General features: G+C 64.8%; 23 protein-coding genes. 8 read left to right on the top strand and 15 right to left on the bottom strand.

Features of this window, described 5'->3' with window-relative positions; translation table 11 throughout:
• The first annotated feature begins 133 nt into the window (after positions 1-133).
• The 3 genes from I6F16_RS02600 to I6F16_RS02590 all read left to right on the top strand — a co-directional run bounded on the left by I6F16_RS02600 (position 134) and on the right by I6F16_RS02590 (position 1,660).
• Positions 134-451 carry a metalloregulator ArsR/SmtB family transcription factor gene (locus tag I6F16_RS02600; protein ID WP_036000689.1) on the top strand — a complete coding sequence of 106 codons (318 nt, stop codon included), beginning with the start codon at positions 134-136 and terminating at the stop codon, positions 449-451.
• Complete coding sequence (locus tag I6F16_RS02595) at positions 448-933, top strand: SRPBCC family protein (RefSeq protein WP_036022711.1); 486 nt, start codon at positions 448-450, stop codon at positions 931-933. Before I6F16_RS02600 ends, I6F16_RS02595 begins: the two co-directional genes overlap by 4 nt.
• 115 nt (positions 934-1,048) lie before the next feature.
• Positions 1,049-1,660, top strand: coding sequence for a cupin (locus I6F16_RS02590; RefSeq protein ID WP_036000681.1), 612 nt, complete (start codon positions 1,049-1,051; stop codon positions 1,658-1,660).
• Here the strand turns inward: I6F16_RS02590 and I6F16_RS02585 are convergent.
• Together I6F16_RS02585 and I6F16_RS02580 are read right to left on the bottom strand one after the other, a co-directional pair.
• On the bottom strand, positions 1,648-2,349 hold the full coding sequence (locus I6F16_RS02585) for a Crp/Fnr family transcriptional regulator (protein ID WP_225173420.1): 702 nt from the start codon (positions 2,347-2,349) through the stop codon (positions 1,648-1,650). The genes I6F16_RS02590 and I6F16_RS02585 overlap by 13 nt on opposite strands.
• 17 nt (positions 2,350-2,366) lie before the next feature.
• Positions 2,367-2,606 (bottom strand): hypothetical protein, encoded by a 240-nt coding sequence (locus I6F16_RS02580; protein WP_036000675.1) that lies wholly within the window; start codon positions 2,604-2,606, stop codon positions 2,367-2,369.
• 155 nt (positions 2,607-2,761) lie between these two features.
• On the opposite strand from I6F16_RS02580, the gene I6F16_RS02575 reads away from it, so the two are divergent.
• Positions 2,762-3,499: a Crp/Fnr family transcriptional regulator gene (locus I6F16_RS02575; RefSeq protein WP_225173419.1), complete on the top strand. Its 738-nt coding sequence runs from the start codon at positions 2,762-2,764 to the stop codon at positions 3,497-3,499.
• A gap of 10 nt (positions 3,500-3,509) precedes the next feature.
• Here I6F16_RS02575 and I6F16_RS02570 read toward each other — a convergent pair whose 3' ends face one another.
• The 9 genes from I6F16_RS02570 to lptF form a co-directional block, all read right to left on the bottom strand.
• Positions 3,510-4,229: a Crp/Fnr family transcriptional regulator gene (locus I6F16_RS02570; protein ID WP_225112265.1), complete on the bottom strand. Its 720-nt coding sequence runs from the start codon at positions 4,227-4,229 to the stop codon at positions 3,510-3,512.
• 158 nt (positions 4,230-4,387) lie between these two features.
• Positions 4,388-4,624 carry a hypothetical protein gene (locus I6F16_RS02565; RefSeq protein ID WP_225173418.1) on the bottom strand — a complete coding sequence of 79 codons (237 nt, stop codon included), beginning with the start codon at positions 4,622-4,624 and terminating at the stop codon, positions 4,388-4,390.
• Between the two features lie 74 nt (positions 4,625-4,698).
• Positions 4,699-5,757, bottom strand: coding sequence for an alcohol dehydrogenase (locus I6F16_RS02560; RefSeq protein ID WP_225173417.1), 1,059 nt, complete (start codon positions 5,755-5,757; stop codon positions 4,699-4,701).
• Positions 5,758-5,780: 23 nt separating this feature from the next.
• The gene (rsmA, locus tag I6F16_RS02555; RefSeq protein ID WP_036034006.1) at positions 5,781-6,638 is read right to left on the bottom strand and encodes a 16S rRNA (adenine(1518)-N(6)/adenine(1519)-N(6))-dimethyltransferase RsmA; all 858 of its coding nucleotides are present in this window, start codon (positions 6,636-6,638) and stop codon (positions 5,781-5,783) included.
• Positions 6,638-7,720: a 4-hydroxythreonine-4-phosphate dehydrogenase PdxA gene (gene pdxA, locus I6F16_RS02550; protein WP_225173416.1), complete on the bottom strand. Its 1,083-nt coding sequence runs from the start codon at positions 7,718-7,720 to the stop codon at positions 6,638-6,640. Before pdxA ends, rsmA begins: the two co-directional genes overlap by 1 nt.
• A complete protein-coding gene (locus I6F16_RS02545; RefSeq protein WP_036000650.1) occupies positions 7,720-8,655 on the bottom strand; it encodes a SurA N-terminal domain-containing protein in 936 nt (311 codons plus the stop codon). Before I6F16_RS02545 ends, pdxA begins: the two co-directional genes overlap by 1 nt.
• A gap of 61 nt (positions 8,656-8,716) precedes the next feature.
• Positions 8,717-11,206, bottom strand: a complete 2,490-nt coding sequence (locus tag I6F16_RS02540; RefSeq protein WP_225112268.1) for an LPS-assembly protein LptD — start codon at positions 11,204-11,206, stop codon at positions 8,717-8,719.
• Positions 11,206-12,303: an LPS export ABC transporter permease LptG gene (gene lptG, locus I6F16_RS02535; protein ID WP_036000645.1), complete on the bottom strand. Its 1,098-nt coding sequence runs from the start codon at positions 12,301-12,303 to the stop codon at positions 11,206-11,208. The genes I6F16_RS02540 and lptG overlap by 1 nt, the downstream gene beginning before the upstream one ends.
• The gene (gene lptF / locus I6F16_RS02530; RefSeq protein ID WP_109143997.1) at positions 12,300-13,466 is read right to left on the bottom strand and encodes an LPS export ABC transporter permease LptF; all 1,167 of its coding nucleotides are present in this window, start codon (positions 13,464-13,466) and stop codon (positions 12,300-12,302) included. Before lptF ends, lptG begins: the two co-directional genes overlap by 4 nt.
• 339 nt (positions 13,467-13,805) lie before the next feature.
• Between lptF and I6F16_RS02525 the strand changes: the two genes are divergently transcribed.
• The 3 genes from I6F16_RS02525 (at position 13,806) to I6F16_RS02515 (ending at position 16,405) form a co-directional block, all read left to right on the top strand.
• On the top strand, positions 13,806-15,305 hold the full coding sequence (locus I6F16_RS02525) for a leucyl aminopeptidase (RefSeq protein WP_057028975.1): 1,500 nt from the start codon (positions 13,806-13,808) through the stop codon (positions 15,303-15,305).
• Between the two features lie 6 nt (positions 15,306-15,311).
• Positions 15,312-15,764 carry a DNA polymerase III subunit chi gene (locus I6F16_RS02520; protein WP_036000609.1) on the top strand — a complete coding sequence of 151 codons (453 nt, stop codon included), beginning with the start codon at positions 15,312-15,314 and terminating at the stop codon, positions 15,762-15,764.
• A 158-nt stretch (positions 15,765-15,922) separates the two neighbouring features.
• Positions 15,923-16,405, top strand: a complete 483-nt coding sequence (locus tag I6F16_RS02515) for a hypothetical protein (RefSeq protein ID WP_081494469.1) — start codon at positions 15,923-15,925, stop codon at positions 16,403-16,405.
• Positions 16,406-16,444: 39 nt separating this feature from the next.
• Here I6F16_RS02515 and I6F16_RS02510 read toward each other — a convergent pair whose 3' ends face one another.
• A complete protein-coding gene (locus I6F16_RS02510; protein ID WP_036022723.1) occupies positions 16,445-16,918 on the bottom strand; it encodes a hypothetical protein in 474 nt (157 codons plus the stop codon).
• Between the two features lie 23 nt (positions 16,919-16,941).
• The gene (locus tag I6F16_RS02505; RefSeq protein ID WP_036000602.1) at positions 16,942-17,310 is read right to left on the bottom strand and encodes an antibiotic biosynthesis monooxygenase family protein; all 369 of its coding nucleotides are present in this window, start codon (positions 17,308-17,310) and stop codon (positions 16,942-16,944) included.
• A 97-nt stretch (positions 17,311-17,407) separates the two neighbouring features.
• On the opposite strand from I6F16_RS02505, the gene I6F16_RS02500 reads away from it, so the two are divergent.
• On the top strand, positions 17,408-17,878 hold the full coding sequence (locus tag I6F16_RS02500; RefSeq protein ID WP_225112269.1) for a MarR family winged helix-turn-helix transcriptional regulator: 471 nt from the start codon (positions 17,408-17,410) through the stop codon (positions 17,876-17,878).
• A gap of 116 nt (positions 17,879-17,994) precedes the next feature.
• Here the strand turns inward: I6F16_RS02500 and I6F16_RS02495 are convergent, their stop codons facing one another.
• Both I6F16_RS02495 and I6F16_RS02490 read right to left on the bottom strand, forming a co-directional pair.
• Positions 17,995-18,156, bottom strand: a complete 162-nt coding sequence (locus I6F16_RS02495; RefSeq protein WP_225112270.1) for a hypothetical protein — start codon at positions 18,154-18,156, stop codon at positions 17,995-17,997.
• A complete protein-coding gene (locus I6F16_RS02490; RefSeq protein WP_225112271.1) occupies positions 18,153-18,971 on the bottom strand; it encodes a hypothetical protein in 819 nt (272 codons plus the stop codon). Before I6F16_RS02490 ends, I6F16_RS02495 begins: the two co-directional genes overlap by 4 nt.
• Between the last annotated feature and the right edge of the window lie 20 nt (positions 18,972-18,991).

The following is an 18,991-nucleotide window of genomic DNA, read 5'->3' as shown; positions in this document are numbered from 1 at the left end:
GAGACTCTCCGAACTTCACGATCAGAGTTCCACGCCACGACCTGAGCCGGTTGACACGATTATAAGTCCGTACTAATCATTAGTAGTAACTTATGACAGGTCGAACAAGCGTGGCATGGGGCGGTGAGTGTCTATGGCTAAAGACAGCGCACAACTGGCCGCACTCGGCGATCCCACCCGCAGGCGGATATTCGAGCTTGTCGGTGCACGGCCACGCACGGTCGCCGAGATCACGCGACAGCTGCCCGTGTCCCAGTCGGCCGTCTCACAGCATCTCAAGGTGCTGCGCGAATCCCGCTTGGTTCGTGCAGAGCCGAAGGGCGCCAGCAACGTCTATTACGTCGATCCGGCGGGACTCGGCCAGATGCGAGCCTGGCTCGACCGGTTCTGGAGCGACACGTTGGCCGCTTACAAACTAGCCGTCGAAAAACCATCGGAGGGATCCAGATGAACACACGTGTATCGATTGCGCCCGTCAAACATTCCATCGTCGTCGAGGCGCCGATCGAGCGCGCGTTCAAGGTCTTCACCGAAGACTTCGGCAGCTTCAAGCCGCGCGAGCACAATCTGCTCGCCGTTCCCATCGCAGAGACCGTATTCGAACCTCGGGTGGGCGGAAGCATTTATGATCGGGGGATCGACGGCAGCGAATGCCGCTGGGCGCGCGTGTTGGCGTTCGAACCACCCAATCGAGTCCTCTTGAGCTGGGACATCAGCCCGCGCTGGCAAATCGAGACCGATCCCGCCAAGACGAGTGAATGGGAGGTCCGGTTCATTGCGGAGACACCAAGCCGGACCCGCTTGGAGCTGGAGCACCGTCGCCTCGATCGGCATGGCGAGGGCTGGGAAGGCGTCCGCAGCGGCGTTGACAGCGATCAGGGTTGGCCGCTCTATCTGCGGCAGTTTGCCGAACTGATTGCCGCCAAGCGTTGACGCGCTTCCTTCCGACGCCGCGTCATGACGAGGAGAGGCCCTGTCGGGCCTTGCTCCGATCGGGCCCGGAAACTTCTCACCTCCGCAGCCGTTATTTCGCGGCTGAGGAGACGTCATGCCGGTCAAGGATCAGATCAAGAACTTCGCCAAGAAGCTGGTAGAGGAGCAGCCCGATGCAGCGACGCTGCGGGGGCTGGTACGGGCCCGCAAGCCCACGGCCATGCACTTTCGCGATGACGGCATCGTGCCGAACCATCCGCGCTTCCCGGCGCTGCTCTATCGCGGCGCGGTGAAGCTGAACGGTCGGCGCTTTCCGCCCGAGGTCGTCATCGATACGCTGTTCGACACCAATGGCTGGGGCCGGTCGTGGCGCGACACCGTGTACGACTTCGTCCACTATCATTCGCAGATCCATGAAGTGATGGGCGTGGCGCGCGGCACGGCGAGGATCGAGTGCGGCGGGATCAAGGGCCGCATCCTGAAACTGAAAGCCGGGGACGTGCTGGTCCTGCCCGCGGGCACCGGCCACCGGCTGATCGAATCCAGCCGGGACTTTATGGTCGTCGGCGCCTACCCGCAGGACGGCACCTATGACGAGTGCACCGACACACGCCAGCGTCCCGACGCGGTCAAGCGCATCGCCAAGGTCCGCAAGCCGAAGACGGATCCCGTGCTGGGGAGCGGCGGACCGCTGCTCGCCGCGTGGCGGTCCGCTCAGCTTAGATAATCAGGCGAGAAATCCGCAAGTCTGCGCAGCTCGTCGGGCTGGAGCAGTTCGATCTCGCTGCCCTCCCAGGCGATCAACCCGCGATGCCTCAGCTCCTGGATGGTGCGGTTGACGTGGACGATCGACAGTCCGCAGGCGTCCGCGACGTGACGCTGCGTCATCGGCATCTGGAAGCAGTTGCGCTTGACGAGGCCGACGATCTCCAGCCTTGCCGCGAGCTCGCAGATGAGGTGCGCGACCTTGGGCAGCGCCGCCTGCGCGCCGAGGCGGGCGATCCATTGCCGCGAGATGGCCGCGTCGATCAGCGTCTCGCGCCAGAAGGCGCGGGTCAGGTGGATCGAGCTGTCGAGCAGCTGGCGGAGCTGGCTGTGGGCGACGGTGCCGACGATGGTCGGGCCGAGCCCCACGAGATCCGCGTCCATCGGCGAGACCAGCAGCGTGTGCAGGCATGGCATGTCGCCGGGAACATGGAAGGCGAGGGTCTGGCTGCGATCGCCGACGATGCGCGACTGGTAGAGGAAGCCGCTGACGACGAAGACGCAGCGGCTCGCGGCCTCGCCTTGGCGCAGCACGATCTCGCCATCCGCGACCTGGCGCAGCGTGGACGGCAAGCCCGCGATCTGGCGGCGCTCGTCCTCGGACAGGCCTTCGATCGTCTGCAGACGGACGATGAATTTCGGATGTGGCATGGGCCTCGCGTGCAGCTTCAGCCGTCCCGCGGCACGGACGCCTCGGCCAGGCGACGCGACAGTTTCGCAAGCGTCCAGTCGGAAACCGGCACGGAGCGGAACTCGCGGATGGCGCGAGCGAGCTCCTGATCCGACATCGGCCGGACCGGCTCCCTCAGCGTTCCCTTCAGCAAGGCGTCGCTGATGCTGTCCAGATGCTCGCCGGCATCGGATGCGAACAGGCGCCGGATGCGCTCCAGGAGAGTGGTGCTTTTCATGTTAAGGCCGGCTGGTCCGAATGGGGGGAATGGGGTGGCTGCGATCGATGCGTCGCAAGCCGGTTAGCAACCTGTGCTTCCGATCTGCGTTCTAGTCCGCTGAACGCAAGCCGGACGTATCATTTGATAGAACCGGCGCGATTTTTGGCGGCTCCATGGAAAAGGCTCACGACGTGCTGATACGGAACCTCGGCGAGCACACCGCGCTCGCAGAGGAGGATATTGGCGAGATTCGCGCGTTGACCTTCATGCTGCGCGATTTCGCAACCAATGAGGATTTCATCCGTCAAGGCGATGAGCCCGAGCATTCCGCTTTGGTCGTCTCCGGCATGGTTGCCCGCTATCACCTGCTCGGCAGCGGGCGGCGGCAATATCTGGCGTTCCATCTCACCGGCGATCTTCCGGATGCGCAGGGGTTGTTCATCGACCAGATGGATCACGGGCTCAGTGCGCTCGGGCCGGCGTCGGTGGCGTTCATCCCGCACCGCGAACTGTTCATCGCGTTCCGGCGGCGGCCGACCTTCGCCCTCGCGGTCTGGCGCGAGACGCTGCTCGATGCCGCGATCTTTCGCGAGGCCATCACCAACAACAGCGCCCGGCCGATGCAGACGCGCATGGCGCACTTGTTTTGCGAGCTGTTCTACCGCGCCCGCGCTGCGCAGCTGGTGCGCGGCAATCGTTGCCGCATGCCGATCAGTCTCGCGCAACTCGGCGAGACGCTCGGCATGGCGATCGCGACGGTGAACCGGACGCTCGCCGATCTCAGGCGCAGCGGCGCGATGGATCTTCGTGATGGCGAGCTGGTCGTGCTGAAATGGCGCGAGCTGCAGCGGCTCGGCGATTTCAGTCCGACCTATCTGCATCTGAAGCGGCAGTCGCCGCCGCATGCGTGAGGCGGAGGCATCAACCCTCCGCGGGTGCCGCTCCACCGCGCACCTCGTGGAAATGCTTCTTCACCCAATCGTTACAGCAGCAGGCTCTCGCTTCGAGCGCTGCTGCGTCGAGGATCAGGATGGCGCCGCGGCGGGTCGCGAGGATGCGCCGCGCCTTGAACATCTGGATGACGCGGCTGGCATAGCTGCGGGAGACGCCCAGCATGCCGGCGAGCTGCTCGTGGGTGAGAGGAATCTCGGCTCCGCCGATATGTTCCTGCGCGGACATGATCCACTTGGCGGCCCGCTGCTCGATCGAATGCGCAGCGTTGCAGGCCGCAGTCTGCAAGAGCTGCGCGAACTGGCAGTCGGCATAGCGCGCGAAGGCCTCCTGGAGCGTCGCCGATCTCTGCTGCGCCTGCTCGAGCGCGCGCAACGGCAGCCGCACCAGGGTGCCGCCAAACTTCACGACCATGCGCGAATAGGCGAGCGAAGGGCTGGGGCCGGCGGCGATGCCGACCGCGCCCTCGCGCCCCACCAGCAGGCTTTCGACCTCGCGATCGTCCTCGACCGGCACGGCGAACGACACCAGCGCGGGACCGCATGGAAAATGGACCGCGGCGACGTCGTCGCCGGCATGATGCAGGACGTAGCTCGCCTCGACGTCGATCGGCTGGAGGTGAGGCGCGAGCAGTTCGAAATCCTGATGATTGAGCTGCCGGAGCAGATCGTTCTGGGGCCGACCGGTCACATTGTGTTCTCTTGGGCGGGCCGGGAATCGGCGCCAGCGGCAAACCTACGTTTCCGCGGCGGAACCGACGGTTCCAAAGTGCACACAACGGACGTTCGAACGTTGAAAACCAGAGCACGGCGTCGCGGCTTCAGCGGGCTGGACGGCAGCGAGGATCGTCAGCCGCAGCGGACTTCGCGATCCCCCGTCAGTCGGCCCTGTGACGCAGCGGCGCGGTAAGCGTCGATCGCCCGGTTGGCGAGCATCAATTGCCGGCGCTCACCGGTTCGAAGCTGGGCCTCGATGGCGTCGAGCAGGAAGTTCGCGCTCGCGTCCGGCGGCCCGAGCTCGCCGCTCTTCTCCAGGCAGCTCCAGGCGATGAAGAATGCGGTTTCGACGGTGCAACGGATCGACATGCGCAGCCAACGCGGCGCGGCCGCAGGCGTTCCGTGCGGCGGGCGAGACTTGAGTCGGACCCGCCGCGCCGCGGTCAGTTCTTCAGGACGATGCGGCCGACGACCTTGCCGGCACGCAATTCGTCGATCCATTTCTGCACGTCGCCCATCGGCTCCTCGCGCATCGGCGTCGGCTTGATCTTGCCGGCGCGGGCGAGCGCCATCAGCTCGTGAGCCTCCGCGAGCGTGCCCACCATGAAACCTTCGATGGTCATGCGCTTGTAGACCCATTGCACCATCGGCAGCGTGAACTGGCCGCCCATCAGGCCGGAGACCACGATCTTGCCGCCGCGCGCGGCAACGGCGACGGCAAAGGCCATCGACTTCTCGTTGCCGGCGAAATCGACGATCTCGTCGAAGCCGCCCTCGGTCTCCTTCAGGATGCGTCTGATCACGTCGGGCTCGGCCGGATCGTAGGCCACCGCGGCGCCGTTCTTGAGTGCGGTCTCGCGCGCGGCCGGCGAGAGGTCGGCGACCGTGATTGGCTGCTTGAACATCGCCTGCGCGAACGACAGGCCCATCATGCCGACGCCGCCGAGGCCGATCAGCAACAGATTGCGCTGGCGCGGACGGTCGACCAGGCGCTTGAGCGCGCCATAGGCGGTGACGCCGGAGCACATCAGGGTCGCGGCCTGGTTGACGGGGAGGGGATCGTAGTCGAGCAGATATTTGGCGTCGGGGACCAGAACGTGGGTGGCGAAGCCGCCGTCGATGGAGACGCCGAGGAAGCGTTGCTTCACACAAAGGTTCTCGTCGCCATTGGCGCAGTCGCGGCACTGGCCGCAGCCGATCCACGGAAACACCGCCTTCTTGGCGCCGACGAGGCCTGCCGGAACGTCGGGGCCGACCTCGTCGACGACGCCCGCGATCTCGTGGCCGAGCGTGAAGGGCAGCGTCATGCCGCGCGTGGTGTCGAGTTTCTTGCCGCCGCCGAGATCGGCATAGCCGTCCTGGATGTGGAGATCGGAATGGCAGAGACCGCAGCGCTCGATGCGGACCAGGACCTCACGGCCTTGCGGCTTGGGCGTCTCGACGATGGTCTCGCACAGCGGCGCATCGAACTTGACCAGGGACTGCCGACGCATCAACCCCATTTTCTTTCCTCCGGAATTCTTGGTTACTCGGTTTCGCTGCGTATATCCGCCAATTCGCGCGCCATGGCAACAAAGCCGGAGATGGGAATGGTCTCGGCGCGCCGTGTCGCGTCGACGCCGGCGGCTCGTGCAAGCCGTGCGGGATCGACACCGAGCGATTTGAGGCTTTGCCGCAGCATTTTCCGGCGCTGGCCGAAGGCGGCGGCGGCGACCTGCTCGAGCAGCCTGCGATCGCAGGCAAGCGGCTCTGCGCGCGGCTTGAGGCGCACGACGGAGGAGGTGACCTTCGGCGGCGGCACGAAGGCGGATGGCGCAATGTCGAACAGGATCTTGGTCTCGCAGCGCCAATTGGCGAGCACGCCGAGCCGGCCATAGGCCTCCTCGTCCTCGCGCGCGACGATGCGCTCGCCGACCTCGCGCTGGAACATCAGCACCATCATCTCGTACCAGGGCGGCCAGGGCTCGGTAACGAGCCAGTTGATGAGAAGCTGGGTCGCGATGTTGTAGGGCAGGTTGGCGACGATCTTGGCGCGTTCGCCCGCGAGCAGCGGGCGTGGATCGAAGGTCATGGCATCGCCATGCACGATCTCGAGTCTGCCCGGGTAGCGCGCGGAAATATCCTGCAAGGCGGGGATCGCGCGCTCGTCGTGCTCGATGGCGATGACGCGGCGGGCGCCGAGCGCGAGCAGCGCCCGCGTCAGCCCGCCCGGGCCGGGGCCGATCTCGACGATGGTGGAATCCTCGAGCGGTGCGGCCGCACGCGCGATGCGCGCGGTGAGATTGAGGTCCAGCAGGAAGTTCTGGCCGAGCGATTTGCGCGCCGACAGCGCGTGCTGGCGAATGACCTCGCGCAGCGGCGGGAGGTCGTCGATCGCGCTCATCAGCTTTGCGAGGCGGCCATGCGGCTCGCAAGCTTGAGCGCGGCGATCAGGCTCGCCGGATTGGCCTTGCCCGTGCCGGCGATGTCGAAGGCGGTGCCGTGATCGGGCGATGTGCGGATGAAGGGCAGTCCGAGTGTGACGTTGACGGCGTCGTCAAAGGCGACGGTCTTGATCGGGATCAGCGCCTGGTCGTGATACATGCAGACCGCGCAATCATAGGTCCGTCGCGCCGCCTCGTGGAACATGGTGTCGGCGGGCAGCGGCCCTCTGGCCTCGATGCCGTCGTTGCGCAGCGCTTTCAGCGCCGGGACGATGACGGTCTGCTCCTCGTGGCCGAGCGAGCCGTCCTCGCCGGCATGGGGATTGAGACCGGAGACCGCGATGCGCGGCCTTGCGATGCCGAAGCGGGACTTCAGCTCGGTGGCGACGATGCGGACGGTCGAGACGATCAGCTCGCTGGTGAGCTCGCCCAGCGCATCGCGCAGCGAGACGTGGATGGTCACGGGCACGACGGCGAGCTGGGGCGACCACAGCATCATCACCGGCTGCGGCACGCGGCCGTTCTCCGCGGCGAGCTCGGCGAGGAATTCGGTATGGCCGGGATGACGGAAGCCGGCGCGGTAGAGCACGCTCTTGGCGATCGGGTTGGTGACGACGGCGCCGGCACGGCCCGCGCGCACGTCGAGGACCGCCTGCCGGATCGAGGCGAGCGCGGCCGGCGCGCTGGATGAATCGGGCTTGCCGGGCTCGGCGGTGGCGCGCTCGCCGGTCGCGACCACGGGCAAGGTGTCCGTGAACGCGGAACCCGCTTCACTGGGGCCCACCGCGGCGATCCTGATATCGGCGCCGAGCGCCTTGGCGCGGCGCGCGATCAGGGCCTCGTCGCCGAGCAGATAGAAGGCGGGCAGGTTCAGCTCGCCCCGCCTGAGCCAGGCCGCGATCGTGATGTCGGGGCCGATGCCGGCGGGCTCTCCCAGGGTGAGGGCAAGGGGCTTGGCTGCAAGGGGCTTGGCTGCAAGGGGCTTGGTTGCAAGAGGCTTGGCTGCGGACTCGGTGGAGGGCTCTGAGAAGGGCTTAGCCATCAGCGGTTGCGATATTCGATCATCGCCGCCTTGCGCAGCTCGTCGAGATAGGCCTTCTGCGTCTTCTCGTACTTCTCCTGATACATCTTCTCGCGGACCTCACGCTTCTTCGGCGTGTCGATCATGGTCGGCTTGCGCGAGCACAGCACCACCATCTCGATGCCGTTCTTGGTCATCTCGGGCGCGGTCAGGCGGCCGATCGGGGTGTCGTCGAGCACCTTGCGCAGCGGCTCCGGCAGCTCGGCGGTGGTCTTGGTGACGGTGTCGCGGATGGTCGCGTTCGGGGTCGAGCGGAACAGCGAATTGGCCTCCTCGCAGCTCCCGACGCGGGCCCGATAGGACTCGGCTTCTTTCTTCCGGGTTTCCAGGAACGCCGCCGACGAGCCGCGCGGCACGATCAGCACGATCGGCTGCATCTTGTACTCGGTGCCCTCGATCTGAAGCTTTTCGCCGGTCTGCGCTTGCACGGCCTGCGCGACGTCGCGCTCGCCGACCAGCAGCTTCTCCTTGAAGCGGCCGCGCACGAGGCTGCCCCAGACCATCTCGGCCCTCATGCGGCTCTTCAGCGTCTCCGGGCGGACTCCCTTGGATTCGAGCGACTTGGTGAGCTGATCCGGCGTGATGCGCATGCGCTGCGCCATGCCGTCATAGGACTGGTTGATGTCGGAGACGCTGGGATCGACGCCGTATTTCTTGCCTTCCTTGATCTTGACCTTGTCGTCGATCAGCACGTTGATGACCTCCTGCCGGCTGGGGGTCTTCTGTGTCGACAGCTGGTCGAGCTTGATGCGCTGCTCGATGTCGAAATCGGTGATGGGATCGCCGTTGACCATCACGGCGATGTTCTGCGCGCGCGACGGCGAGGGCAGGGCGGCCAAGATCAGCCCGGCACCGATGGCGAGAAGGAGGCGGAAGACAGGCAATGGCGTCGTCATGATGTCGCTCGCATGTCGGCCGCGTCGAGATAGGGCAAACGCGGCCGGCACTTCAAACCATTTACTGGAGGCCGGCGGAACTGCTGGACGTCGTTGAGTTCGCCAGCGTGCGCAGGCCGATTTGGAACATGAACGCGTGGCTCAGCGTGGGCGGTGCGGTGCCCGCCGAATAGCTATACGAAGTTACGTAATTCGCCGCCAGCACGAAGCAATCGTCGACATAGCCGGCACCGAGCACATATTGGTTGATCTTGTTGGTCTCGAGGTCCCAGCGCGCCGAGCCCGACACCACCCAGTTGGTCGCGACCTTCAGCGAGCCCGTCGTCAGGATGCCTTCGCGGCGGGTCAGATAGCCCAGCTCCGGCTGCTCTGCGTAATTGCCGTACAACACGCTGACCGACCAGCGATTGAAGTTGGCGCGGCCTTCCGCCTCGAAGCGCTGCACGTTCCAGGTCTGCTCGTCCATGCGGGAGCGGACGCTGAACGTGTAGGTGCTGTTCGGCGAGTAGTTGGCGCTCGCAACGTAATCCGACCGCGGCTTGTCGAGGCCGGAGTTGAGGCCGGTATTGATGGCATCCTGCACCGTGAAGGAGTTCAGGCCGAACAGGTGGTAGGACTGGCCGAACAGCACCTTAACGGCGCCGCCCCTGTCGAACTGCGTGGTGGACTGCACGCCGACATTGGCGCGGCCGCCGCCCTCGACGCGGTCGTAGCCGGAGAACTTGTCGACGCTGAACAGGTTCGAGGCGTCGAACACCAGGCTCTGGGCGTCCTCGTTCGGCAGCCTGCCGGCATAGGTCTCGTTCGGCCGGATGATGATCTGCGCGATCGGCTCGAGGGTGGTCGAGCCCCAGGGCTGAACGTTGATGAAGGGATAGCGGTACTCCAGGCCCAGGGTCGGCATCAGGCGGAACGCCTCGGTGTCGCCGACGGGCAGGTAGTTCGACACGCCGGGCTGGTTGGAGACCGAGGACCTGATCGCGTCGGCACGCAGGCTCGCGAACGGCGTCCAGATCTGGCCGAACGGGTCGGTGAAGGACTTGCGCCACTGCGCTTCCGCGGTGAGGCGGGTGTAGGTGCCGGGGAAGCCGCGCAGCAGGCACTGCGAGGGCATCCGCGCCAGCGGATCGGCCGATGCCGTGGTGCACAGGCTGTTGGTGTTGGCGAGCGTCGTGATCGGGTCGAACACCGCATCGTCGCGCGACAGGTTCACGAAATTGGTCTTGTAGCTGACCTCGCCGCCGAAGACGGGATAGTTGAGCACGTTGGAATAGTCGATCACCGGGTAGACGATCGGCACCTGGCTCTGGTTGCCCGAATAGCTCAGCCAGTACATCGTGCGCGCATCGAAGAAGCTGCGGTTGCCGACGCCGGTCAGATAGAGCTGCGACAGCGCTTCCGTCGGCAGCAACAGGAACGAGCCGAGCGGATCGCGGTACTGATAGAGCCGGTAGTCCGAGAAGAAGTAGTAGTCGGACATCAGCACGCCGTCCCAGCCCCAGACCCATTTGTCGTTGAGGGCGAACTGACCCTTGGTGTCGATGGCGCCGCGGAACTCGCGGTCGCCGGGCAGCCCGGCGAATGCTCCGGGATCGAGCTGGTAGATGCCGTAGGCACGGATCTGGTAGGCGCCGTCGATCAGGCGCTGGCGGAATTCGCCCTGCAGCAGCGCGCCTTGCCGCGACAAGAAGCGCGGGGTGATGGTTGCGTCCATGTCGGGCGCGATCGCCCAGTAATAGGGGACCTCGACGCCATAGCCCGTTCTGTCCGTGCCCGAAATATAGCCCGGCATCAGGAAGCCGGATTTACGCTTCACGGTCGGGTCGGGCGTCGAGAAATAGGGCATGTAGGCGAGCGGCACGCCGAAGAACTCGATCTGTGCCGTCTCGAAGTACAGCATCTTCTCCTGCTGGTCGTGGATGATGCGGGCACCCTTGACCTGCCACAGCGGCGGCTTCTTCGGATCGTCCTTACACGGCGCGCAGGCCGTGTAGACGCCATTCTCGAACACCGTGTAATTGCCGCTGGAGCGGTCGGCGCGGCTCGCGGCCATGCGGGTCTGGTCCGCCGTGTCCACGCGCAGCGAATCGACGAAACCGTCGCGGTAATCGTCGGAGAGATCCAGGATCTCGGCATAGGTGATCTTGCCGTCGGCATCTGTCATGCGGATGTTGCCCTCGGCATGCAGCCGCTTGGTCTTCTGGTCGTAGATGACCCGGTCGGCCTCGACGCTGGTGCCGTTGTAGAACAGCTGCACGTTACCGACCGCGGAGACGCGCGAGTTGTTGTAGTCGTAGTTCACCTCGGTGGCCTGAACCAGCATCTGGTTGTCGTTGGGGGCCTTTGGCGGCTTCGCACGCGGCGGCAGCGGATTGTAGGTGAAGCTCTGGGCCTTCGCCGGCGCCACGGCGGCAGCGTCGATCAAGCCGCCGAGCGAGGCAGCCGCGACGACGGCAATCAGGAGCCTGCGGACGGACAAGTCGCGCCCGTTCGCGCGCACCCATGTGCGCCGCGTCAAACGAGACACGAGCCCTCGGCGGACGGCAGTCACTATCCGTCCTCCTGATAGAGCAAGGCCAAAAAGCCGGTGAGGCCGCCCACCACAACGGGCAACCACGCCGCAGCGATCGGATGCATCAACTCAGCCTTGCTCAAGTCCTCAGTTACTTTCGACAGAACGTAGAGCAGAAAGCCTGCGCCCACGCCACTCAAAACCATCTTCTGCACGCCGCCCATCCGGAAGAAGCGCAACGACACGGAGGCCGCGAGCATCACCATGGCTGCGAGCAAAAACGGCTGTGCCAGAAGCTTCTGATACTGGAGTCGGTATCCCGCTGTCGCGAAGCCCGAGCTTTCGGAGGAGCGGATGTAGCTCGGTAGTTGCCAAAAGGACACAGTCTCGGGGGTGGAAAAGCTGTTGCGGACCTGCGCCTCGGTCAGCGTGGTCGGAATTTCCAGGGTGGCCTGGTCGATCGGCGGTCCGTCCAGCGAGAAGCGGCGGACGCCCTTGAATAGCCAGCGGCCGGCATCCAGCGTCGCCTCGCGCGCCTCGACCCGCTCCTTGAAGTGCTGGTCCTGGTCGAACCGGAACAGCGTCAGCCCGGTCAGCCGGATGCCCTGCTGCTCGCTGCGCGCCGCATTGATGATGGTCTGCCCGTCGCTGGTCATCTGGTTGAGCCAGAAGCCGGAGGCGTCCTGGATGCCGCCGCCGGGTGCGGAGCCGAACAGCTCGGCCTCCATGCGCTTGGACAGCTCGCGCAAATTGGCCGACATCGGATTGTAGGCGACGGTGGCGATCACGCCGATCAGGAGCGCACTGCCGAGCGCGGGCGCGATGAACTGCCAGGCGGAGATGCCCGCGGCGCGCGCCACCACGAGCTCGAGCCGGCGGGAGAGGGCGAGATAGCAGGTCATGGCGCCGATCAGCATGCAGAACGGCGTCAGCTTCTCCAGGAGCTGCGGCACCCGGAACAGCGAGGTCTCGGCCACCATGAGCGCGGAGGCGGATGCAAGGCCCGAGGTCTTGCGCACCATCTCGATGTAGTCGACCAGCACCAGCAGCAGGAAAATGCCGCCGAAGACGCCGAGCGCCGCGACCACGAAGCGGCCGGCGAAATAGCGCCCCAGTGTGTTGGTGAGCATGCTCATGCGGTGGCCGGACGTCCGAACAGCCGTGCGATCCGTGCATTCGACCGGTTGATGGCCTCCATCAGGCCGGGAGGCGGCTCGACCACGACACCGCGGATGATCATCCACAGCCCGACGCCGATGGCGCCGAAAACCATCGCATATTGAGCCAGCACCGCGCCCGGCGACTTCACCGCCATCACCGAGCAGGCGAAACCGGCCATGCGCAGGCCGAACACCGCCACGATCGAGGAGGCGATGGAGAAGTTGCGGCTCTGGCGAGTGGTGCGCGGCGCTCCGAGAAAGGCAAAGGTCAGCACCGCAAAGGCGAACGGATACATCGGCGCGAGCAGGCTGTCATGCAAGGCCGCGCGGAACTGCCCTGGAATCTGCTTGTAGACGGGATCGTTGTCGGATGGCGAGAACAGCTCCCAGAGATAGCGCTCGCGGATGCCGAGGGTGACGTCGCGGCCCTTGGCGAATTTCGACATGTCGAAGCCGTAGCGGCCGAAGGCCACGAGCGCCGGATCGCGCTTGCCCGCCTCGAAGCGCTGGAGATTGCCGGTTTCCAGCACCAGGAACGAGCCGGTCTCGTTCTTTACGACCTCGCCGTGCTCGGCGACGATCGAGACGCGCTCGTTCGGATCGCGGCGGTCGTCGATGAAGATGCCGGCGAGGATGCCGCCCGGTTGGCGTTCGCGAATCCGGATCGTGAGGTTCTCGTCGAGCCGGGCGAAGCGGCCGGGCTGCAGGATGTTGGTGAGCACGTCCGCGGTGATCTCGGCATCCCACTGCTTGATGCGCCGCATCCCGTCTGGGGCGAGATAGGCCGCGATGAAGGCGACCAGCAGCGCCACCACGCAGGTGGCATACAAGAACGGAACGAACAGCCGGATCGGCGAGAAGCCGGCGGCATTCATCACGATGATCTCGGAATCGGTCGCGAGCTTGTTCAGTGTGTGCGAGATCGCGATCATCAGCGCGATCGGCGAGATGATCAGGACCAGGGCCGGGATCACGAGGCTGGTGATGCCGAGGAAGGTGAGGATGGTCTGACCCTGGCTCGTCATCAGGTCGATGCCGCGCAACGCCTGCGTAATCCAGATCACGCCGGTGAGGCTGACCAGGACCAACGCAAACGACGCCAGCGTCGTGCGGAAGATATACCTATCGATCGACCCCATGCGCTACCGCACGAATTCCCACCAAGCCCCAATTCCGATCGGAATTCCGGCTGCCCAACCAATCCCCGATCAGGGGATCCCCAAGGTCGGCCAACAGCTCTTCCGCCAGTTCATCCTCTCACTACCATCCCTTTGATCCGTCAACAAAATGGCTGCCCCGTGGCACCCTCATCATATGGTTAATATTTCGCTGTTGTGGCGTGGGGGCCACGGCGGAGCTTGGCATCTGCCGGGCGGGTGGCCCATAGTGGGGGACGCCTCAGTGAATCGCCGTTCAGCTCCGGTTGTGGCTGGAAACGCCCGAACGACGAAAAGCCCCATCTTTTGGAGGAGTTATCCATGTCCGATGCCATCAAGGTCGGCTTTGTCCCGCTGTCTGCCGCCCCTCGTGGCATCCTGGTCGTGTTCTGCGACGACGGCCTGAAGCTCGGTCCGGCGACGGTCAAGGCCCTCGGCGGCGCTGCCGAGATTGTGAAGCGCGCGGCGGCTGCGGCCGCCTTCAAGGGCAAGAGTGGTGCTGCGCTGGACATTCTGGCGCCGGAGGGGGTGAAGGCGACCCGGCTGATCGTGATCGGCGCCGGCAAGGCGACCGGCCTCAAGGCCAACGATTTCCTCAAGTTCGGCGGTGTGGCGGCCAGCAAGCTGCCCGCCGGCACCAGCGCCATGACCATCCTGGCGGAGCTGCCGGGTGGCGCCCTGACCAGCGAGCAGGCGGTTGCGATCGCCTCGGGCCTGCGCTTACGCGCTTACAAGTTCGATCGCTACAAAACCAAGAAGAAGGACGGCGAGGAGGGCGGTGCGCGCGCCGACGTCTCGCTTGCGGTCGGCGATGCCGGTGCGGCGAAGAAAGCGTTCGCCGCGGCCGGCCATGTCGTCGACGGTGTGATCATCGCACGCGACTTCGTCAACGAGCCGCCGAACGTGCTTTTCCCGGAGGAGTTCGCCCGCAGAGCGGGTCAGCTCCGCAAGCTCGGCGTCAAGGTCGAGGTGCTCGACGTCAAGGCGATGCAGAAGCTCGGCATGGGCGCGCTGCTCGGTGTCGGCCAGGGTTCGGCGCGGCCGAGCCGCACCGTGATCATGCGCTGGGACGGCGCCAAGAAGGGCGAGGCCCCCGTCGCCTTCGTCGGCAAGGGCGTCTGCTTCGACACCGGCGGCATCTCGATCAAGCCGGCCGGCAGCATGGAGGACATGAAGGGCGACATGGGCGGCGCGGCCTGCGTCGTCGGCCTGATGCATGCGCTCGCCGCGCGCAAGGCGAAGGTCAACGCGGTCGGCGCCATCGGCCTCGTCGAGAACATGCCCGACGGCAACGCGCAGCGGCCGGGCGACATCGTCACCTCGATGTCCGGCCAGACCATCGAGATCATCAACACCGACGCCGAGGGCCGCCTCGTGCTCGCCGACGTGCTTTGGTACGTCGCCAAGAAGGTGAAGCCGAAATTCATGGTGGACCTTGCGACGCTGACCGGCGCCATCATGGTGGCGCTCGGCACCGAGCATGCCGGCATGTTCTCCAACAACGACGAACTGGCCGACCGGCTGCTCACGGCAGGCATCGAGAGCGGGGAGAAGGTCTGGCGCATGCCGCTCGGCCCGGAATACGACAAGCTGATCGATTCCCAGTTCGCCGACATGAAGAACACCGGCGGCCGCCATGGCGGCTCGATCACCGCCGCGCAGTTCTTGCAGCGCTTCGTCGACGGCGTGCCCTGGGCCCATCTCGACATCGCCGGCACCGCCATGGGCGCGCCGAAGACCGACATCAACCAGAGCTGGGGCAGCGGCTACGGCGTTCGCCTGCTGGACCGCCTGGTCGCCGACCATTACGAGCGCAAATGACCCGACATGACTGAAGTGCTGTTTTACCATCTGCAAAACATGACGGTGGAGAATGTGTTGCCGCCGCTTCTCGAGAAATCGCTCGAGCGCGGCTGGCGCGTCGTGGTGCAGTCGACCTCGGAGGAGCGCGCCGATGCGCTCGACTCGCACTTGTGGACCTATCGCGACGATTCATTCCTGCCGCACGCGACATGGCGGGTGAACGATGTGGCCGACCAGCCGATCGTGCTGGCGATCGAGGGCGGCAATCCCAATGGGGCCAATGTCCGCTTCCTGGTCGACAACGCCGCGCTGCCGGAGGACGCGCAGGGCTATGAGCGCATGGTGCTGCTGTTCAACGGCGACGATCCCGACGCGCTTGCGCTCGCCCGCACCGCCTGGACGGATTGCAAGGCGCGGGGATTTGATGTCACCTATTGGCAGGCCGACGACCGCGGCCGGTGGCAGAAGCGCAATTAGCCGCAATTAATGATAATTTGCACTTTTCGGGCGATGCTGGCTTCGGCCACCTTCATGCCGCAAAGGGATGTTGGGACAATCGCTTAGGGCTGGTCCTTCACGTGGGGAATTCGTTTATCGTGCGACATCAAAAGCTTCCCGGCTCGCTCTTGATTGCGTTGGCTGCCGTAGCACCGCTGGTCGCGGGCTGCGCGGGCGGGGCCGATTTGCTGTCGAAGGATGCCGAATGGTTCCAGAAACCCGGCCGCCTCTTCATCAAGAACATCTCGATCGAATCGCCGCCGCTGACCCCCGACAAGCCGGTGCGGGCTGAGGATCTCGTCAGCGCCGACGGCGCCTGTCCCGGCATGGCGCCGCCGCCCGGACCGGCCGATGCCAATGCCTCGACGACGCCCGCGCCGATCGGCGGCACGGTCGCGCTCGGCCACACCGAATGCGACGTGGTGCGCGGCATCGGCGCGCCCTCGACCGTCAACCTGTCCAACGACGCTGGCGGCCGCCGCGTCGCCGTCGTCACTTGGACCACTGGTCCGCGCGCCGGCATCTACACGTTCACCGCCGGACGTCTGTCCTCGATCGAAGGCAATCCGGACCCGCAGCCGGTGCCGAGGGCGGCCAAGGGGAAGAAGAAGCAGGCATAGGCGGGGATCACTTCCGCAGCAGTGAAAGAATCTTCGCACTCAGAGGATCGGCTTGGTGCTCAAGCGATCAGGCTCGCGAACGCGGAAACGGCCCTTCATCTTGAGGCCGTCACGCATGTTGAGACCGAGCAGAACGATGTTCGCTGCTCCGGCGGCCAGCTCGAGAGCCTGCACGGCGTAGAACGTGGTGTCGAACTCCGCGGCCTTCGCCTTGGAGGCAAGAAACAACGCGGCGGGAATCAGAATCAGGATGCCGTTGCCGGCAATGAACGGCATGCGTTTGATCTTCGCACCGATCAGGCCGGCGCGCCGCTGCTTTGCCAGGACGAATCCCGAGCCTCCCGTCGCCGCAAGCATCGGAATGAGCAGCAGGAAGCCCCACGGTATGGCGGTCTTCACCATGGCTATGGTCTCGTGTGACGCAAACAGCTCGGTGAGAGCCGTGGAAAGCCAGAAAGTCGCAATGGTGATCAGTGCGACCGCTCCCGCGACTGGGTGGATGATCTTGGTCATGGGTCTGCCGTTTTCGAAGCGAGCTACGCGACGCAGATGCCGGGCACCGCGACTTTCTGGAACAGGTGCGGGGAGGCGACCGCGGATGCAGGGTAAGCCGAGATCTTCGACCTGAACTCGGGGTGCGTGAACGCAGCCCGGAAGTCGGCATTCGTCTGCCAAACTGCGTAGTTCAGATACGTGGGGCTTTCGCCGATCGCCCGATGAAGCTGGGTGGAGATGAAGCCGGGCTGCCGCTTCATGAAGGCGGCATCGTCCTGCCAGACCTGGAGAAAGCTTTGTTCGTCGGCCTTGTCGAGCGTGAACAGATTCACCAGCACCAAAGGGCCGGTGTCGATGCCGAGCTGACGCTCGATGGGAAAGTCAGGGTCCAGTGGGCGTAAGCGTGCCATGACGAACTCCGTCGAGATGGTTTTATGATGTCAGTATGGTACTATGGCCAACCTAGTAATTTGACATCATGATGTCAATAACTGCCTATGGTGACGGATGCGGAAATCCCAACGGACGCCGGCCGGCGATGCCCTGACGAACCTCATGCTTGACTTGTTCCGGCTGAACAGCCTGCTCCTGACCGCAGGGGACCGTTTGGTGGCCCCGCTCGGGCTCACCAGCGCCCGCTGGCAGATTCTCGGCGCCATCGTGCAGGCAGAGCGACCGCAGCCGGTAGCCTGGCTCGCCCGCGATCTCGGCGGCAATCGCCAGAACGTGCAGCGGATCGTCAACGACCTCCATGCGGAAGGCCTCGTTGCCTTCGAGGCCAATCCGCATCACCGCCGCGCACAGCTCGTCGTCCTCACCGACAAGGGGCGGCGCGCTTTCGACGCGGCCATGGCTTTGCAGATGCCGTGGGTCAACAGCCTTTCCGAAGGGCTTGCGGTCAAGGATCTGCAAACGGTTCATCGCATCGTCGCGGCACTCCGTAACAAGCTCGAGAGCGATGCCGAGGCGCAGACGTGAGGTGGGCGATGGCGAGGCCGCGTGCAGGTCGCATGTCCTCCATCGAAGGCAATCCGGACCAGCAGCCGATGCCGAGGGCAGCCAAGTCCGAAGAGGAAGCAGACGTAAGGTAACGGCTACGGCCGTCCCTTCATTGCATCTTCGAACAACAGGATCTGACCGCTCAGTCCCCTGAATGTAGTTTTCTCGGGCCAAATTTTCTCGAGCTCGCCGAGCAGATGGCGGGTGAGCGGCTTCCAGTCCCAACCCGACCTTAGAGAATAGATGCTGAGGGTCATGCCTTCATCCGCACAGTAGGATGGATACGAGCGAGCCACGGCTCGTCGTCCACGCTGATGCTGATTCCGGCATCGTTGCACAGGCTTACGCTCCGCCATATGACGTTTCCATCCTGGCTGTGTACGTCGCGCCGAATTGATAGCGCTTGCGCTTGACCGAAGTCGGCGAAGGTTTGCTCGAGTTTTTTCCATTCTTCGGGCGGCACCCTTAGATTTGCATGGACTTGTAGTCGGACGGGCGTGCGGCTGTCCCGGAAGAGATTGTGGCAGCTTTTGTCTCTTACGACGACCGGCAGGACGAAGACGCCGCATGTCAGAAGGACGGCTGCAGAAACGACACGCCATGATCGTTCATCAGACCCGGATATTCGTATGGCGGCCCAAAAGGTGAGGCCGCCAACAAGGCCCAACGAACCCAGGAGTCCTAAGGTGCTGACGTACTCGATCCAACCAAACGGGGGTGGTGCGCCGTTGAACCAATTGATCGTTGTCGGCGTGCCGCCACCGATCATGGAAATCAATGCTAGGACGCCGAATGGCATTGCCCCGACGGCGAAACCTCCGAGAGCGCAGGCCGCAATCCCGACGTGCGATCGCTTGCGGCTGATGAGAAGATAGAGGGGAAGACCGAGCAGCACTGCGTGCGCCGTTGCGACCATGAACGTCGTCATGGTCAGGTTCAGGCCTTGCGTGATCACGACGATATTGATCGTCTCTTCGATCTGCATGAAAGATGGGATGACGAACGCAATGGTCGCAGCGAACGCCGCAAGTAGAGCCGCAGCCAATAGATGCAAATGCCGCTGAAATCGCATGTCGAGTGGTGGCCCAGATT

Source organism: Bradyrhizobium sp. IC4060 (genome assembly GCF_020193715.1).
Taxonomy (GTDB): Bacteria; Pseudomonadota; Alphaproteobacteria; order Rhizobiales; family Xanthobacteraceae; genus Bradyrhizobium; species Bradyrhizobium yuanmingense.
The sequence above is the reverse complement of the archived record's forward strand: the minus strand, read 5'-3'. Positions and strand labels throughout refer to the sequence as shown.

What these genes read in the sequence shown, in the direction of transcription:
- I6F16_RS02600 (WP_036000689.1), top strand. Translation starts at nt 134, where the DNA reads ATGGCTAAAGACAGCGCACAACTGGCCGCACTCGGCGATCCCACCCGC.
- I6F16_RS02595 (WP_036022711.1), top strand. Translation starts at nt 448, where the DNA reads ATGAACACACGTGTATCGATTGCGCCCGTCAAACATTCCATCGTCGTC.
- I6F16_RS02590 (WP_036000681.1), top strand. Translation starts at nt 1,049, where the DNA reads ATGCCGGTCAAGGATCAGATCAAGAACTTCGCCAAGAAGCTGGTAGAG.
- I6F16_RS02585 (WP_225173420.1), bottom strand. Translation starts at nt 2,349, where the DNA reads ATGCCACATCCGAAATTCATCGTCCGTCTGCAGACGATCGAAGGCCTG.
- I6F16_RS02580 (WP_036000675.1), bottom strand. Translation starts at nt 2,606, where the DNA reads ATGAAAAGCACCACTCTCCTGGAGCGCATCCGGCGCCTGTTCGCATCC.
- I6F16_RS02575 (WP_225173419.1), top strand. Translation starts at nt 2,762, where the DNA reads ATGGAAAAGGCTCACGACGTGCTGATACGGAACCTCGGCGAGCACACC.
- I6F16_RS02565 (WP_225173418.1), bottom strand. Translation starts at nt 4,624, where the DNA reads ATGTCGATCCGTTGCACCGTCGAAACCGCATTCTTCATCGCCTGGAGC.
- I6F16_RS02560 (WP_225173417.1), bottom strand. Translation starts at nt 5,757, where the DNA reads ATGGGGTTGATGCGTCGGCAGTCCCTGGTCAAGTTCGATGCGCCGCTG.
- rsmA (WP_036034006.1), bottom strand. Translation starts at nt 6,638, where the DNA reads ATGAGCGCGATCGACGACCTCCCGCCGCTGCGCGAGGTCATTCGCCAG.
- pdxA (WP_225173416.1), bottom strand. Translation starts at nt 7,720, where the DNA reads ATGGCTAAGCCCTTCTCAGAGCCCTCCACCGAGTCCGCAGCCAAGCCT.
- I6F16_RS02545 (WP_036000650.1), bottom strand. Translation starts at nt 8,655, where the DNA reads ATGACGACGCCATTGCCTGTCTTCCGCCTCCTTCTCGCCATCGGTGCC.
- lptG (WP_036000645.1), bottom strand. Translation starts at nt 12,303, where the DNA reads ATGAGCATGCTCACCAACACACTGGGGCGCTATTTCGCCGGCCGCTTC.
- lptF (WP_109143997.1), bottom strand. Translation starts at nt 13,466, where the DNA reads ATGGGGTCGATCGATAGGTATATCTTCCGCACGACGCTGGCGTCGTTT.
- I6F16_RS02525 (WP_057028975.1), top strand. Translation starts at nt 13,806, where the DNA reads ATGTCCGATGCCATCAAGGTCGGCTTTGTCCCGCTGTCTGCCGCCCCT.
- I6F16_RS02520 (WP_036000609.1), top strand. Translation starts at nt 15,312, where the DNA reads ATGACTGAAGTGCTGTTTTACCATCTGCAAAACATGACGGTGGAGAAT.
- I6F16_RS02510 (WP_036022723.1), bottom strand. Translation starts at nt 16,918, where the DNA reads ATGACCAAGATCATCCACCCAGTCGCGGGAGCGGTCGCACTGATCACC.
- I6F16_RS02505 (WP_036000602.1), bottom strand. Translation starts at nt 17,310, where the DNA reads ATGGCACGCTTACGCCCACTGGACCCTGACTTTCCCATCGAGCGTCAG.
- I6F16_RS02500 (WP_225112269.1), top strand. Translation starts at nt 17,408, where the DNA reads ATGCGGAAATCCCAACGGACGCCGGCCGGCGATGCCCTGACGAACCTC.
- I6F16_RS02495 (WP_225112270.1), bottom strand. Translation starts at nt 18,156, where the DNA reads ATGACCCTCAGCATCTATTCTCTAAGGTCGGGTTGGGACTGGAAGCCG.
- I6F16_RS02490 (WP_225112271.1), bottom strand. Translation starts at nt 18,971, where the DNA reads ATGCGATTTCAGCGGCATTTGCATCTATTGGCTGCGGCTCTACTTGCG.